We start from the raw sequence: 15851 nt of genomic DNA, 5'->3' as shown, positions 1-15851 counted from the left end.
ATTCAATTACGCAGATCTTCTGGAACGTCTTTTCGGCTTGTCCTCATCTGTAGGAGCAGCCGCCTCGGTTGGTACTTCACCCCCTGTTTCTTCGGGGGCTTCGCCAGCTGGCTCATTTATAACCGCCGCTTGCGGTGCAGGTCTGGGCTTAGTGTTTGTTTCCGGCTTGGCCGTCCGGTACAATGCCATAAATTTGTCATAGTCTAGTTCCACCCGGTCGGTGCCGAATTTCAGCCGCCCGCCGCCAAATTGCACAGCATCGGTTTTGAACTTGATAAAGCGGCGGTCATCCTCTTCGATAATGACTCGGCCCACGATATCCACCATGCCGGCGATTTTATTCGCGTATTTTTCCTGCAGGTTGGGTTTAATGGTGGTAATCTTATCGCCGTTGCGTTTGGTAATCTCGGAGATAATTTCATGGCTAATCAGAATGACGCCGTAACCGGCGTTGGTCAACCGACGAATTTGTGGCAAGAACTCGGTCCGCACCATATCATAGCCCTTACCGTAACCGGCGTCCGCCTCATGGGTAATGTTCAGCTTGTCATACATATAAATCCGACAGTGTTCCAGAAGATCTTCCACCAGGTCGATGACGATGGTCTTAAAGTCGTGCTGGCCGATGCACAACGTTTCCACCGCATCCTTAAACATCTGCCAGGCAAACACCGTATCTTTGATGCGACCGTTCACCTTGATTTCGTCCCGGATGATCAGCCGGGCACCATCCACATATTTGACATTGCCGTCGGTATTCAAATGCAATACGTCCGGGGCCTGGTTGGCAAAGGTGGTTTTGCCGCTGAACGGCACGCCGTACAACCACAGTACCGGGGCAGTCTCCCGGTCCACCTGGACCCGTTCGTTTTTGGGCAATAGTAACATATAATCAATTCCTCTCATGCAGTATTCCTGGTAATCGCACCAGTCGCACAGTTTTGTGGGGTTCTTCGGATATTCGGCGGCGCTATGAATGCTTTGGATATCCTGGAAAAACCGCTCCACTTTTTGCGGATCATACTCAACTACCGAGACGGTTACCTTTAACTCGCGCAGCGTTTCCAGCAAGCGCCGCCGGAACTGGTATAAGTCCTCGGTTTTCTTTTGCCGGATCGCTGTCTTAGGGATAAAGATATATCCCAGGTGGCCCACTTTCAGATGGTGGACTTTTTCCAGGTAGTACTTATATAGGTGCAGCTGTTCGGATTCTAGATATCGATCCACGTTGTTTGAATACTTGAAGTCAAAGATGTCGACCGTGCCATCGCCGTTTTTGACAATGAGGTCGATATAGCCGACGAAATCCTTTGTCTTGACTTCTAGTTCAAAGGTGGATGCGTCGTAATCAATCAGCGCCCGCACTTTCGGCAACAGGATTTCCAGCTTGATCGTCTCGTGGATATGAAGGTCGGTAAGGATATTAAACTGCTCGGCATACCACCGCACCGCCGCCGGTATGCCATCCTCGATGCCCATATGCATGGCCTTGCCAATGATAAGCGGATTGTCCGCTGCCGGGTCCTGTATTGTTTCGATGCCGTCCAGATAGCGCAGCTTAAATTTATAAGGGCACTGGACAAAGGTATTGACTCTGCTGTGGCTAAATCGCACCGGTCAGCACCTGCCTTTTGAAACCTTCAAATTCCGACGGTCGAAGTACACGCGCGTGTCCCCCCGCCTCCTGGATTTTGAAGAGGTTGTATTTTTGCAGGACCGTGGGTTTGCCTTTTTCGGTCTTTAACTCCAGGGCGACGAACCGGCCGTTTATGCAGCAGAGTATGTCAGGAATACCGGCTGTCTGATAGCCGCCGCCCCATACCTTCACGTGATATATCTTCTGAGACCGAAGGAAGGCAATGACCTTGTCCTGAAACTGTTTTTCCGTCAACCGGCCTCCTCCTTAAACAGCGCATCGGTAAAGTCCCGGCGCTGTTTTAGCACTTTGAGTATTTTAACTTCCACCGATTTCTCGGTTATGGGGTAATAGTAAAAGCAAGTCTTGCTCTGGCCGATCCGGTGAATCCGCTTTTTGGATTGCTCGAAAAGCTCGGAGCTTAAGGGCAGCGTGAAATAAATAATGATGTTGCTACGCTGCAGATTGTGGCCCATTGCTCCGGCCTGGTACTGGACGCAGGTGATGCTGTTCGAATGGGCTTCGTAATTTGCCAAATCCGTCCCTGTGCCATTGATATAGCTGATCGGCCGGTCGGTCAGGGTTTTGATTAGTTCAAACTCGGCGGTAAAGTTGTAGAAGATGATGACCCGGTCATTGTTCGAGTCGAGCAGGTCGCGGACGGCCGACAATTTGTTCTTGTTATACTGGCCGCAAAGCTGCCGCTGGTAGAGCAGTTGTTTCAGCGTCGTGTCGCCGACCAATTCGGTAGTGTCCAAGGCAAGATACCGGTCCCGCTTAAACTGGCGGTACTCCTTGGTCGCCTTGACCTTCACCATCGTTTCCACTTGCTCCGGCAGGTCGAATACCTCATCGGTCTTCATGAACACCGCGCCATACTGGCGCAGCTTGGCTTTCAGCCGGTCGACATTTTTGTACCCGACCACTTTGGTTAAAGGGAACCCGCCCATCTCGATTTTTTCGGTAATGACGTAATGGTCATAGAACAGCTTTTTGGAGATGTTCCAGCCAAGCAATCGGCACTGACTCCACAGTTCTTCATACTTGCCGCCTGTGGGCGTCCCCGATAGCAGGATTACATTGGTCGGTTTCAGATTCAGCACATACTTGGTGCGTTTGGCCGTTTCGTTTTTGATCAAGCTGGATTCATCTAGCAGGAGCGTAAAGTCCGCCCAGTTAAGATACTCGCTCCGCCGCCAGGCCAGATCATAGTTGATCACAGACACCGGAAGCTGATAGTGGATCTGAAAATGCTCCTTCCAGTCGTCGATCTTGGATTTCTGGCACACGACCAGGACCGGCTTGTCCAGCTCCTTCGCCTTTTCACCGGCGACAAAGGTTTTGCCGAGACCCATGTCGAGATAATAGGCCACGCGGCTTTTACCGTTAGTCTCAACCAGGCATTGGTCCTGATGGGGATAGAGCTGGATCATGGTTCCGCGTGAGGGTATCTCTTTTCGCAGCGTTCATCAAAATATTGCACTGGGATATTCCGCTCTATAGCCACTTCGATCTCAGCGCGCATGCCTTCAGTAATCCTCTTGCCGAACACCCAAAGTTCATCCGAACGCTTCAAGAGTTCAATGCCAAGGCTCATTCCTAGCTGTCGTTCTTCTGGAATCGTGTCATCCAAGAAGGCGGTGAATATGGCGTGCGGCGCCAGCGGCAGCGCTCCTTGCTGGATGACAAACCGGCAGTAGCCGTAAGCCCGCCGGATATTGGTTTCTATGTCTCCCCGTAAGGGAGAGCAAACGTACACAAATTTCAAATTGCCACCTGCCTGTCTGGAAGTGTTAAGGTTTCAATGGTTTCACCGGGGAAGGCCCTGATTAGACCAGCCAGCAGTTTCTTCCCCACGGTTCGCCGGCCAGCCAACGCATTTGACAGTGCGCCCCGACTGATTCCCGTTTGTCGGGCAACCCGGCATGGGTTCGTTTCATACTCGCTAAAGAGTTGCTGGACTCTGGCGCTATTCAGTCGCACTGCTGCTGCCCCTCACGGAGCAGCGGCTGGAACAGCTTGTCTACCAACTCCACTGCTTTCCTTTTTGCCGCCTTGCTGTCTAGTTCTGAAATCGTAATAGACTTGAGCTTGCTGCCTTTGGGAATTTTAATCTGGACTCCCTCAATCCAAATTTCCATCGTTTCACCTCTTTCGCTATGTTTTGAGGCCGTAAAAGTGCCTCTACCTTATAGCCACGAAAACGACGAAAGTTGAGGGTCTATTTCTAAAGTTTTTTCTTGTAAATTATGGAACTGGTAAAAAACTTAGATTTATCAAAGGCTTTCGGTTATTGATTTTGGTTCAATAACTTTCTTAGTTTTTTATAGATCAGATCCAAGCGATGGCTAATGGCTGATATAGTAACCCCTTCCTCCCTGGCAACGTCCACTATCGTGCGCCCGTCACCAAAATACAGTTTCTGAAGCAATTTGCGTTGCTGAGGAAGCAGCTTGCCGATTGCCTGGCGCAGGGCTTCCGTTGTTTCCCGCATTTCGATAGAGTCAGCAAGTTCCTCACTGGTAGCTGCCAGTTCAACGCCTATCTCAGCTAAAGCGTCAATCGAATGATGCCGTCGGCTTTCCCGCCGGTCACTGTTTTTGACTTCCTCGTCAATACCAATCAGCACTTTGCTGATTGCTTCCGACACCTCAATCTCCACCGCTTCTCCTGTCAGGAATTCATACTTAATTTTCATTGATCATTCTCTCCTTTGGGTGAATAAAAAAAAATAGCCGGATGAAGCTAATAAAAATTAGCTTCATCCGGCTATTTGGTAACTCAAAGCGGTTTAAACCGCTGGTTCCGTTGCTCGGTATGCACGGTATTTTATTGTCAAAAATAGTTAAGGTATTACAGTTTAGTGATAAATGAGATACTGGCCAACTGCTTTATCCATAAAAGTAAAAAAGCCAGATAAATTGTCGGTAACAATTTATCTGGCTTCTAGGTAAATCAATACAGCCGCTGACTCGTATTCCTTCTATTATCCACACCTCTGGCGCCCGGGGCACTTACTTAATCTTGCTAGGTAAAACTTAGTAATTTTTTTACATTGCATACACTTTATTGCAATTAGACCCCTGGAATCTTCTTCGATATCAAATAGGCGTCGTCCACAAACGGGACATTTCACTTGCTCAGACAAACAAATCCTCCTAAATCTTAAAGTGGGAAAAGACTCCATTTTTTGCATCAGTAAATTGTAGCCAGTAGCGAGAGCAACCGAAAGACCAAAATCACAACTAGCAAAAACGGTTACTTCTCATCGAAATTATAATGTTTACAGTAATATTTAGTCAATTGGTAATATGTTCTTTATCATTATAGTAATAATTTTTGTATACTAATATTATGTTAAGGATATGGGTCGCTAAAGGAGGATTAGAATGGATTGAAATTCCTCGGACATAAACTCAGAGAAATTCGTAAATCGAAACGTCTTACTATGGAACAACTTGAAAAACTGACAGGTGTGAAGCAAAGTAAGATTTCCCGCTATGAGACTGGAAAAGAGTTTCCAAACAACAAAACCGCCACAAAGTTTGCTGATGCCTTCAAGGTTGACCTCTGCTACTTCTACCTGGAAAATGTCGTGCTGCGCTCCGGGCAGATGCCTGCATCCGAACTTATCTCCCCTAACGAAAAAACCCCTTATATTGTGCTGGGGGAGCGGGCCGAGAAGATAGGCTTTCCCCTGGTCATGTTAGAGGCAATTGTAAATTCATGGGAGAAAAATGAAAAAAAGAAGCAGGAAAAAGATTAACTTTTTCTTGCTTCTTTTTGAATTGCTGCCACTAAAGCATCCACGTCTACTTTCTCGGGCAAGGTTGGGCTGTTCTTATAGTAAATGTCAAATCGGTCCAGATTATTTAGTACGCCTTTCATGAGGCCATATAAGGTAAGTTCCGTTATATCTTTGATATCGCACACAATTGAATTGTATGTGGGCATCAAAATCCATTTACTCTCGCCAACTGGACGGAAGAATACCTGAAACGGAATTCCTGGCTTCCCAATCTCCTGAATGATGTCTTGAGTTGCATTCTCTATGGCCTCCGAAATTTGATCTTCGGTCGGAATATTAAATGCATAGGAAGTACATTTTTCATAGAATACATTAAAGTGGTCCATTGTCCAAATTAAATTGTGGGTTATCGCATTACCAAGAAATTCGAGGAGCAGGTTTTTGTCGCAGATAATATCGCCCTGAAATAGTTTTTGCCATTTGAACGCGCCGCACACGTCCCGGAAATACAAACGAAAAGAGTCTTGAGGAATCTCAATCATACAATGTCCTCCTTCAGTAATTTTAAAAATCAGTTCAATACTTATTCTTGTACAGAAACTCATATTATTGAAATATCGTTTTGTTTCAAAACCACTACTGCTCACGGCTATTTTCGCTTTCTCTAACTGCCACAAGCGGAGTCCACAAAATCAAAAAACAACTAAGATAAATGCATGTCTATCGCTAAATGGATCATATATGTCTATGCAGAAAATAAAGTAAGAGCATCCAGGTGAAGGAAGTGCTTTTTTCGTTACTTTTAGCAATATAAGTCCACTTCTGGAACCACCTTCATTGCGCGATCTTATCTTATCTATTCTGTAAATGTGTTCAACGATAAGGCCCCACTGGGATTCCACTTAGTAAGAATTACCGCCTTATGTCCATTATGCTTTCAATATTATACAGACGCCCATACTGGACTTGACGAGACTATGAATTGCTTAATTTTAACAATGCTTGCTAAGGCACATATACAAAGTTTTTTCTTAGATATGTGATATAGCACTCCATGAATATATAAGTATACATTCATACATATTATAACCCTGTTTGTAGAGTCTATATAGATTAATTTTTTAGGATTAATAGACCTGACTTTACTACGTGGCAGTATATTCTATTTTCACTGTCCTAAAGAAATCCTGACCCGTACTTGAGTTCACCATCCTTAAGATTGTATCTGATAGAGTATGCTGAAACTAAACGCTGGTATGACCTAAACCTCCTATACCTGTACATGAAACATTATCTGACCGATTATAAATTCCCCACCGACGATCGCTTGACAATCTATAGCGCTAATGGTACTATTGTGGCAAATAATAAGAGAATTAAGATTGGACAATTACATAGAGCGAGATAGGTGCCCGCAAGGGCTTAATAGGGAAGACCGGTGTGATACCGGCGCGGTCCCGCCACTGTAATAGGAAGCAAATCCAAGGATTACCACTGAGACGCGAAAGTCTTGGGAAGGTTTGGACGAGCGATGATCTAGAGCCAGGAGAACTGCCTATCTATCAATCACCGTTTTTACCCACGAGCGATGGGGAGGGGATATGGAGCAAGTGATTCCTGCTCGGTAATTTTTGCCGGGATTTTGGCTAAACATCTTTCTCACGTAACGATCCCCCTTCCTGTAGATCTCAGGGAGGGGCTTTTTTATTCTTTGTGTATTTCTTGAATTTACCTGTAAATAAACTTCTGCATTTCCCAAATTCTCATATTTACTTAGAAACACCACACGTTCTCCTTTACGATGATGCTCGGCTAAAAAGATTGTGGTCGTCGTATCCTCATAAAGATACCCAATACACTGAGGAGGTGATGTCGACCCACTGAGGATAGCACAATGTATTGATAAAGAGGAGGAAAACAATTGAAAAAAAGTATTTGGTTACTCATGACAACGTTTTTACTTACCGTCTGTTTCGGTGTTCTATCCTTCGGACAAAAGACCTATGCCGCAGAGCCTACACCAGGTAAAAAAGCAATTCTTGTAGTCAGCTTCGGTACTACATATCAGGATACCCGTAAACTGAATATTGAAAGCGTGGAGAATAAAATCAAGGCTGCTTTTCCGGAATATGAAGTCCGCCGTGCCTTTACTTCCCGCATTATTATCAAACGAATCGCTGAGCGCGAAGGATTAAAAATTGATACAGAAAAGCAGGCTCTGGATAAATTGAAGGCTGAAGGTTACAGTGAAGTCATCGTACAGCCCCTGCATATGGTAGCTGGTGATGAATATGACAAAGTGCGTCGGGCAGTTGATACCTACGCTCAAAACAAATCCTTTGACAGAATAGTGTTAGGACGCCCACTGCTCTATTTTGCGGGCCAGGAGGAACGTCCAGACGATTATCTTACCGCTATTGAAGCCATACAAAGCCAATTACCCAAGCTAAACCGTAACGAGGCCGTTGTCCTTATTGGTCATGGTGGCGCTCATCCCGCTAATGCCGCTTATGCCGCTCTACAAATGAGATTTGCAGATGCCGGTTTGAAAAATGTCTTTGTAAACACTGTAGATGGTGAGGGATACCCGTCCTTAGACAGCGTTATAGCAAAATTAAAGGAACAAAAAATTAAGAAAGTTACCGTGATGCCGCTGATGCTAGTTGCTGGTGACCACGCCAACAATGACATCGGCGGAGACGAGGCCGATTCAGCCAAGACCAGACTTATTAACGCCGGTTTTAAAGTGGATGCCGCTATCCGTGGCTTGGGTCAAAACCAGATAATCCAGAATATCTTTGTACAGCATGTGCAAGATGCCATCGCGAATAACTATACCGAAAGAGGCAAAGATCGTCCACCCATTCCCGAAATCAACTAATAACCTATACAAAACAATACAATAAAAGGGCCCCGCTTCATATTTGAGGCGGGGCTCTTTTATTGTATTGCTATCTAGGCAATTTTCCGTCCGCCTGCTAATAGCGACATGACTGAACGGGTAACAATCGGTTTGCATCATCATCCGGAAAACGATGACCCGTACACCAATTGAGTTAAATATACACCAGCCTATCTCACAAGTCATTTTTCTGAAAAGAAGCGGCGTACTAATTTATTTTCATAACTGGCAACTTTCTGGCAAATACTAAACTGATATCACCAAAGGAGGTTTACAACCTTGCTGGATTTTTACAGTATCATACCGCCGCTGGCTGCCATTATCGGTGCTGCGGTTACTAAACGAATTATCCCCTCTCTGGTGCTGGGATTACTAGCCGGTACCTTGCTACAGGCAGGCGGCAATCCGATAGGTGCCGTCCTGCTGACCGGTCAGGCACTGGCCAGCGTAGTGGCTGATGAAAGTCATGCATATATTATCCTATTTCTATTTGGATTCGGTGCCCTGGCCGAGATGTTTAAGGTTGGTGGGGGCATCTCCGGCTTCGCAAACATGACTGAGCCTTATATTAAGAGTGAACGTGGTGCCCTGCTCAGCGTCCTTTGGGCATCACCAGTGACTTTCCTTGACTGCTGCTTTCATGTCATTGCGACAGGAACCATCAGCAAGCCCTTGTTAGAAAAGGTCGATGGTTCCAAAGACAAGCTGGCCTTAATTGTCAACACTACGTCGTCTCAACTCATCGTCCTTATTCCCTTCGCTACCACCTATGTGGGTTATATCCTGGGAGTCATCGGTTCATCTATGGCGCAAGTCGGCTTTACTGGTAACCCGTATATGGTCTATTTGTCGGCAATCCCATTTAATTTTTATTCTATCAGTATGTTAGGAATTAGTATCTTTTCCATCTTTTACTCATTTCAGTTTAGCTGGCTAAAACTTGCTCAGCCTGCTTACAAACCAGAAGTGACCGCCGGTGATCATGATTCCCATGAAGCCCACGACGAATGTCATTATCAAGAAAAAGTCCCGCCCCGGGTAGCTAACTTGCTCCTGCCACTAGTTTTCTTACTAACACTGATTACATATTTGTTCTGGTTGACTGGTCAAGCCAAGGGAGAAACCTCGCTTTTAGCAGCACTGCTGAATGCCGATTATGAAAAAGCTATTTTTGTGGCGACTTTAGCCACGCTGGTAGGCACAACTCTGCTCTATGTACTGCAAAAAATTCCTATGAAAGAATTACAAAGCCATTTTTTAAGCGGTGGAACCGAAATGCTTCCCCCGATCGTCATTTTAATCATGGCCTGGGCAATTACCGGTATAACGCAAGAACTAGGCTTTAATGCTTTTATTAGTGGCTTACTGGGAACTGCAATGCCTCCGCAGTTAATTCCCATCATTGTGTTTGCTATAGGGGGAGTAGCCTCTTATTTTATGGGGTCTTCCTGGGGTACCTGGGCTTTGGTCATGCCGCTAGCTATGTCCTTAGCTGTAATTACCGGAGCCAATCTTGCGCTCACAGTCGGTGCCGTTCTGGCTGGAGGCTCAATAGGTGACAGCCTGTCACCTCTAGGTGAAACACCGGTATTAACTGCAGCAGTTATGGATATTCCGGTAACGAGTCATGTCAGCTATGTCTTACCCTACGGGCTGACTGCCATCACTCTGTCCACGCTTGGCTACCTGGTCGCCGGCTATATTATACCGTAGTCCATAATCACAACAACAAGGAGGTGTATCGTTATGGGTGGCGAGCGGGGAACCATAGCACCGGAATATCTTGCTCTGATTTTAACCGCAATTTTCGTTGGAACATTAGCGCGGCTGCTAACGCTTAAAGTTGATTACCGCCAATATCCTTCCCATCCCAACGGTTATATGATTCACCTGGTCATCGGGTTTATTGCCGCCGCGCTAGGCGCTTTTGCCGTACCGGCTGTCATGACCGGCAATTACACAGCCGTCACTTTTTTAACATTGGCGCTGCAGCAATTCCGGGATGTGCGAAAGATTGAGAAGGAAAGCTTGAAAGATTTGGAAAGCACGGAATTTACGCCGCGTGGCGACGCTTATATCGACGGTATCGCCAAAACCTTTGAGTCGCGCAATTATATTGCCTTGGTCGTTTCTTTAGTAACCGGCGTTATTATTCAAGCCACAAAAAGTTTGGCGCCAGACTTTAACCTTATGCTAGGAGCACTCGCCGGGGGAATTGTCTTTTTGTTGCTAAAAAACTTCTCCCAGGGCAAAACGGTGGGTGATATTGTCCAGGTTGCGTTGGGACAAGTAGAAATTAAAGACAATGAGCTTTTCGTCGATGGAATTTTTGTCAGTAATCTTGTCGGTACGAAAAACGCCCAAGAACTTATCACTAAGGAAGGCGTCGCTGTAGTGCTCGATCCAATCGCCGATCACTACCGGGTTGCTCTTGATAACTTTGGACAGCGAAAAGCCATCTTATTTGAAGCCACTCGCACACTAGGTGTCAAGCGGTATCACTTCACCCGTAAAGATTTTGCTTCAGGCAAAGTCATTATTTTCTTCGTACCGATCTTAAGAGATGAAGAAAAACTAATCCGGGTGGTGCGAAACACCCCCCTATTAGAATCAGTGAAAAAAAGCCACGCCTTATTAAACCGTAGCACGCTGGGAGGTGATTGACTATGGGGCGTGAAGGTGCTCAACAGCAAACTGCCAGAATTATTGCCGCCGTCATCTTAAAGCACCATAAGGTACTAGCCGGGGACGCTTTCGTTCTGGAGGCGGAAGACGAGGCCGAGCAAGAGCAACTAACGCTGGATTTAGCCAAGGCGGTCAAAGCCGATGTAGTCCGACTTAGCAATGGCATCTCCGTTATTCTGCGCGATTAGGAGAGGAATTGGACTTCCTCTTCTTTTTTATTAGTAAATTTTTTACATTTTTTCGTGAACTTTTAGGAACTTTATCCGTCTTTTATTAATATAAAGTTTTACTGCACCTGAGAACGCACGGCATTTCTGCTGCAGTATTACAGGGAGGTTACATATGGGTGACAAGAAAAGCACGGATAGTCAGGAAATAGAAACTCAAACACCAGATAAAAAATCTGGGACTGATCTAAAACAATCTACGGAGACGAGTGTGGAAAATCAGCAGGAGGAAATCAATAGTATCGACGGACAGCCCCCCCTCCCAGAGAGTACTCTTCAGATTAAAGCGTCAAATCATACTACCATAGTACAGGATTTGTTTGCAGCAATCGGTGTGAGATTTGGGAAAAATCCAAAGAAAAAATCTTCCAGCATAGATAAAGATTCAAATGAATTCAATACAGTACCAACTGAAACATCACAGCTTTCTAAAGACGTCCTTCCGCCCTCATCGAATGATGACCCTAAGGAAGCTGGCAATGAACCGGCAAAAGTTATCTCAGAAAACCAAGAGCTAGGAACTGGCGGTAATGCCGTAAAAGTTACAGATGTGAAGGAAAATAATAATGAGGTTGAAGGTATTGACAGTACAGTTGCGCCAGCAGATGGACTTACGAAAGTACCTACAAAGCGATTCCTTACACGCAAACTCGTTATTATTCCGTTGATTATTCTTCTATCATTTTTAAGCTATAAGCTATATTCCTTTATAACAGAACCCCGGCCTCCCAGTGAAGATGTAGTGGCTACCTATAACGGTAAAAACCTTACAAAAGAAGACCTCTTAACCTATATAAAAAACAGGGGTTATAAGGAAGAACAGCATGGCATCTGTTCAAAACACGGCTTTGACCATAGTAAGTGCGATCAAACTGAGGAATGTGAAACCCACCCTATCGATAGCCTGGAATCGTACAGACAAATCATAAAAATGATCGCCGTACAGCAGATTGTTGACGATTGGGCGAAAGAAAAAGGAATTATACAAAAGGATAATGTCAAGCATGATTTTAAACATCTTGTCGAAGAGGTGAGTTTAGAGAAACTTGTGGACAAAGTGCATCAAGACCAGCTCTCTCCTGATAAGATCGATAAATGGGAAGTTCAAAAATACTATGATGCAAATAAGGAAACCTACAAAGATAAGCCTCTCAACGAAGTTGAGGACGATATCAGAAACATTCTGACCGCAGAAAAAGAGAAAAGCTTCTTTCCTGAATATATTGCAAAGCTAAAAAAGAATGCAGGGCTTATCGTAAATTATGACATTCTAAGGATTGATAATCCAACAGAAATAGACTTGAGGAAAAATGAAGCGTTATTTACCATTCACGGAAAACCCTTTACCCTTGGCGCATTCCAAGATGAGTTCAAAGAGCTTTCGCCGGAAACACAGGCTAAATTCGCCAGCTTTGACGCCAAGAAAAACTTAATAGACCAGTTAATAACTAAAGAACTTCTTTTGGAGGAATCAGGCGATGAGCCTGCAGAAAAGGAAAACAGCGAGGAAATTGCGACAATGAAAAGCCAGTATTTAAGCCAGATACTTCATAAGGAAGAAATAGACGAAAAAATAGGCCAAATTACTGATGAAGAAGCACTGAAGTTTTTTGAAGAAAAAAAGAGTTTTTTTGTTGAGCCTGCTAAAGCCCAGATCAGCCTAATCCAAGTTGCGCAAGGTCCATCTGAGGCAGAAAAAACCAGAGCGCGCCAGAAAATTGATGAAGCGCTGCAGAGGTTAACCAGCGGTGCAGATTTTGCCGCCATTGCCAAAGAATATTCAAGCGATTCCAAAGCAGCTTCAATGGGTGAGCTTAAAAGCTGGATCTATGATAATGAACACTTTGATCCCTCACTGAAAAAAAATATCTTTACTCTCCAACCGGATGAAGTCAGTGGTGTTTTTGAATATAAGGGAGGGTATTATATCGTAAAGCTGTGGCAAAAGGAAGAGAAACGACAGCGGTCCTTTGAAGAAGTAAAAGATCAGCTAAAAAAAGCGTTGCTGGATGAAAAGCACCGTAGTAGAGAATCTGGTCTAGAAGCTGAACTACTTACGAAAGCGCAGTTAGTCATTTATGATTCTTCTCTTAAAATGCTGTTGAAAGAAGATAAAAATACCCAAATATAATCGAGTAAAAGAAGGTGATGCTTGTGGAAAGAAAAGAACGCACCATTCTGATTGCTATTTTGGCAAATCTTATTCTCATTGTTTTACGCTTTTACCTGGCCGATATTTCCGGCAGCTTGGGGCTAAAGGCCAATGCCTGGCATTCGTTTACTGACGTTTTTGTATCGTCGGTAGTTTTCTTGGGATTGTTCATTGGCCGAATCGGGATAAAAAAACATACAACTGTCTTAAGTAGGCTGGAAAATATTCTTGCGCTATTTGTAGCCGCCTTTATTTTCTATATGGGTATGGAGGTATTGTTTGAAGCCTTGGAAAACGAAGGAAAAGAGCTCAAATATGTACCTTTTACAGCTGCCGGTGCCTTTTTGGGGGTCATAATCAATTATTTTATGGCTCGCTATAAGTTGTATGTTGGTCAACAAACCAATTCACAAAGTCTTCTTGCCGATGGTTATCATTCTAAGATGGATATGTACTGCTCCATCGCTGTTTTAATTGGCTTGTTGGGTTCCTTGTTCAGTATGAGCAGCCTAGAAAAAATAACGGCGATTATAGCTATGGTTTTTATTTTCATAGCTGCGTATGAGATATTCACAACAAATCTGAAGGCCCTAATTTCAGGAGAAAATCACGTAGCTGACACCGGAACCTTCCACTTCCAATTTGCTCCCCACAACAAGAAAGTATTAGCCGGGATTGGTGCAGCCTTTGCTACAGCCTACTTCCTTTCCGGTGTTTATATTGTTAAATGGGATGAGCAAGGGATTGTCCGCAGATTCGGCGCCATTACCCAAGGCAACGTGCCTCCCGGACTCCATTACCGTCTCCCTTATCCTATTGAAAAAGTGGTACTTGTGAAAAAGGATAATATCCAGAATGTGCAGACTGGTTTAAATATGCTGCTGACTGGTGACACCAACCTTGTCAATGTTAATATCGGAATCCATTATAGGGTATCTGATGCAATAAAATATGCCCTCAATGTGAATGACTTGAACAGCTTAATTACAGAGGTAGCAACTGCTAGCATTCGCCAGGTTGTTGGTGAAAAGAATATCGACTATTTACTATCTGTGGGAAAATCAGAAGTAGAAGTAACTTCAAAGAACCTCTTGCAAGAGGCGTTGGATCGAAATAATACCGGTGTGCAGGTGGTAAATCTACAGCTTTTAGAAATGACTCCCCCCAAGGAGATTGTGGATAGTTTTCAAGATTTGGCAAGTGCCAGACAGGATAAAGCAACCTATATAAATCAAGCACAGGCCTACCGTAACGCCATCATCCCTGAGGCGAAGGGAAATTCATATAAGATGGTCAAAGAAGCAGAAGCCTATAAGGATGAGAAAATTAAAACTTCCCAAGGTGATGCATTGTTATTTGTGCAAAAATTCGAGGAGTATCAAAATTCAAAAGGAGTAACCGAATACAGGCTTTATATGGAGACAATGGATAGAGTATTACCTAAGGTGAAAAAGATATTGCTTGGCGGTAATATAAAGATGGAAGGCACCGAATTATGGCTAACGAATGGCGCAGCAGTCAATCCGATTCTTAATTCAGGGAGGCAGTAACGAATGAAAGCAACTATAGATGTAAGAGAAAGGCTCACTAAAGCCAACCCTAAAATGATTGCAGGTGTACTTCTTAGTCTCCTGCTCCTATCTTTAAATCTTATCGTTTATACAGTAGATACCACCGAATATGCGGTTGTAACACAATTTGGAAATCCTGTAAAGATCGTGTTAGAACCGGGGCTACAGTTTAAGCTACCTGATCCCATCCAATCGGTGCAGCGTTTTGACAACAGAATTCAGGTTTATAAGGCTCAGCCATTAGAATTATTGACTAACGATAAAAAAAGTGTCACGGTTGATTATTATGGAACCTGGCGCATTATCGACCCTGTGACTTATATGAAAGCTGTCAAGGATAAAGTTGGCGCAGAAGCTAGATTGCTTGATGTCTTTTCATCAAGCTTAGGTATTCAATTAGGTCAATATAATTTAGATGAACTGATCAATGTAGACGCCAACAAATTAAAGCTCGCTGCCATGATGCAAAATACGGCTGAGAAATCTAAGGAAAAAGCCAAGGAATACGGCATCGAGGTAATTGATGCGCAAATAAAAGTTTTAAATTTCCCGGAAGCCAACAAAAAAAGTGTGTTCTCCAGAATGAAAGCCGAGCGCGAGCAGATGGCCAAACAATACCGCTCTGAGGGAAGTGAAGAAGCGAGCAAAATAAAAGCCGACGCTGAAAAGGAACAAAAGATCCTGCTTTCCGAAGCCTATAGACAATCACAAAAAGTAAAAGGCGAAGGCGATGCTGCGGCCATAAAAACATATGCTGAAGCGTTCCAGAGAGACCCCAAATTCTATGAGTTTATTCGAGCCCTGGAAACCTATGAAAAAACCATTGATGAAAAAACAACCCTTGTACTTCCTTCCAATGCTGAAATTCTAAAATATCTGGGAAACAGCCCATCTGGAAATTAAGCCTTAACCATTTAACAGAAGGAGGTA

Annotated in this window: 16 protein-coding genes and 1 riboswitch; of the genes, 8 read left to right on the top strand and 8 right to left on the bottom strand. The window is 44.2% G+C overall.

Annotated features, from left to right (window positions below; all coding sequences use genetic code 11):
- Positions 1-6: 6 nt before the first annotated feature.
- From EV210_RS10070 to EV210_RS10045, 7 genes are all read right to left on the bottom strand, one after another.
- Complete coding sequence (locus EV210_RS10070; RefSeq protein ID WP_132079444.1) at positions 7-1614, bottom strand: AAA family ATPase; 1608 nt, start codon at positions 1612-1614, stop codon at positions 7-9.
- A complete protein-coding gene (locus EV210_RS10065; RefSeq protein WP_132079441.1) occupies positions 1604-1891 on the bottom strand; it encodes a VRR-NUC domain-containing protein in 288 nt (95 codons plus the stop codon). Before EV210_RS10065 ends, EV210_RS10070 begins: the two co-directional genes overlap by 11 nt.
- A complete protein-coding gene (locus EV210_RS10060; RefSeq protein ID WP_132079438.1) occupies positions 1888-3069 on the bottom strand; it encodes an SNF2-related protein in 1182 nt (393 codons plus the stop codon). Before EV210_RS10060 ends, EV210_RS10065 begins: the two co-directional genes overlap by 4 nt.
- Entirely contained in the window at positions 3066-3395 is a 330-nt protein-coding gene (locus tag EV210_RS10055) for a DUF7768 domain-containing protein (RefSeq protein ID WP_333593414.1), read from the bottom strand. Before EV210_RS10055 ends, EV210_RS10060 begins: the two co-directional genes overlap by 4 nt.
- Before the next feature lie 5 nt (positions 3396-3400).
- Positions 3401-3619 (bottom strand): XRE family transcriptional regulator, encoded by a 219-nt coding sequence (locus EV210_RS10050; RefSeq protein WP_132079432.1) that lies wholly within the window; start codon positions 3617-3619, stop codon positions 3401-3403.
- Complete coding sequence (locus EV210_RS22610) at positions 3610-3777, bottom strand: hypothetical protein (protein WP_165898860.1); 168 nt, start codon at positions 3775-3777, stop codon at positions 3610-3612. Before EV210_RS22610 ends, EV210_RS10050 begins: the two co-directional genes overlap by 10 nt.
- A gap of 149 nt (positions 3778-3926) precedes the next feature.
- Complete coding sequence (locus tag EV210_RS10045) at positions 3927-4334, bottom strand: RNA polymerase sigma factor (protein WP_132079429.1); 408 nt, start codon at positions 4332-4334, stop codon at positions 3927-3929.
- A gap of 696 nt (positions 4335-5030) precedes the next feature.
- Between EV210_RS10045 and EV210_RS10040 the strand changes: the two genes are divergently transcribed.
- Positions 5031-5402, top strand: a complete 372-nt coding sequence (locus EV210_RS10040; protein ID WP_132079426.1) for a helix-turn-helix domain-containing protein — start codon at positions 5031-5033, stop codon at positions 5400-5402.
- Here EV210_RS10040 and EV210_RS10035 read toward each other — a convergent pair.
- The gene (locus tag EV210_RS10035; protein WP_132079423.1) at positions 5399-5926 is read right to left on the bottom strand and encodes a hypothetical protein; all 528 of its coding nucleotides are present in this window, start codon (positions 5924-5926) and stop codon (positions 5399-5401) included. The genes EV210_RS10040 and EV210_RS10035 overlap by 4 nt on opposite strands.
- 847 nt (positions 5927-6773) lie before the next feature.
- A riboswitch (cobalamin riboswitch) is annotated at positions 6774-6957 on the top strand.
- A 348-nt stretch (positions 6958-7305) separates the two neighbouring features.
- Here EV210_RS10035 and EV210_RS10030 point away from each other — a divergent pair.
- The 7 genes from EV210_RS10030 (at position 7306) to hflC (ending at position 15824) form a co-directional block, all read left to right on the top strand.
- Complete coding sequence (locus EV210_RS10030; protein ID WP_243650505.1) at positions 7306-8265, top strand: sirohydrochlorin cobaltochelatase; 960 nt, start codon at positions 7306-7308, stop codon at positions 8263-8265.
- A 300-nt stretch (positions 8266-8565) separates the two neighbouring features.
- The gene (locus EV210_RS10025) at positions 8566-9999 is read left to right on the top strand and encodes a Na+/H+ antiporter NhaC family protein (protein WP_132079420.1); all 1434 of its coding nucleotides are present in this window, start codon (positions 8566-8568) and stop codon (positions 9997-9999) included.
- Positions 10000-10032: 33 nt separating this feature from the next.
- Positions 10033-10950, top strand: a complete 918-nt coding sequence (locus tag EV210_RS10020; protein WP_132079417.1) for a YIEGIA domain-containing protein — start codon at positions 10033-10035, stop codon at positions 10948-10950.
- 2 nt (positions 10951-10952) lie between these two features.
- Positions 10953-11159, top strand: coding sequence for a capping complex subunit for YIEGIA (locus EV210_RS10015; protein ID WP_132079414.1), 207 nt, complete (start codon positions 10953-10955; stop codon positions 11157-11159).
- A gap of 154 nt (positions 11160-11313) precedes the next feature.
- Positions 11314-13329 (top strand): peptidylprolyl isomerase, encoded by a 2016-nt coding sequence (locus tag EV210_RS10010; protein WP_132079411.1) that lies wholly within the window; start codon positions 11314-11316, stop codon positions 13327-13329.
- A 23-nt stretch (positions 13330-13352) separates the two neighbouring features.
- On the top strand, positions 13353-14900 hold the full coding sequence (hflK, locus tag EV210_RS10005; protein WP_165898859.1) for an FtsH protease activity modulator HflK: 1548 nt from the start codon (positions 13353-13355) through the stop codon (positions 14898-14900).
- Positions 14901-14903: 3 nt separating this feature from the next.
- Positions 14904-15824 carry a protease modulator HflC gene (hflC, locus tag EV210_RS10000; protein ID WP_132079405.1) on the top strand — a complete coding sequence of 307 codons (921 nt, stop codon included), beginning with the start codon at positions 14904-14906 and terminating at the stop codon, positions 15822-15824.
- The last annotated feature ends 27 nt before the right edge of the window (positions 15825-15851 follow it).

The organism is Anaerospora hongkongensis (genome assembly GCF_004339805.1).
GTDB lineage: Bacteria > Bacillota > Negativicutes > Sporomusales > DSM-15969 > Anaerospora > Anaerospora hongkongensis.
The sequence above is the reverse complement of the archived record's forward strand: the minus strand, read 5'-3'. Positions and strand labels throughout refer to the sequence as shown.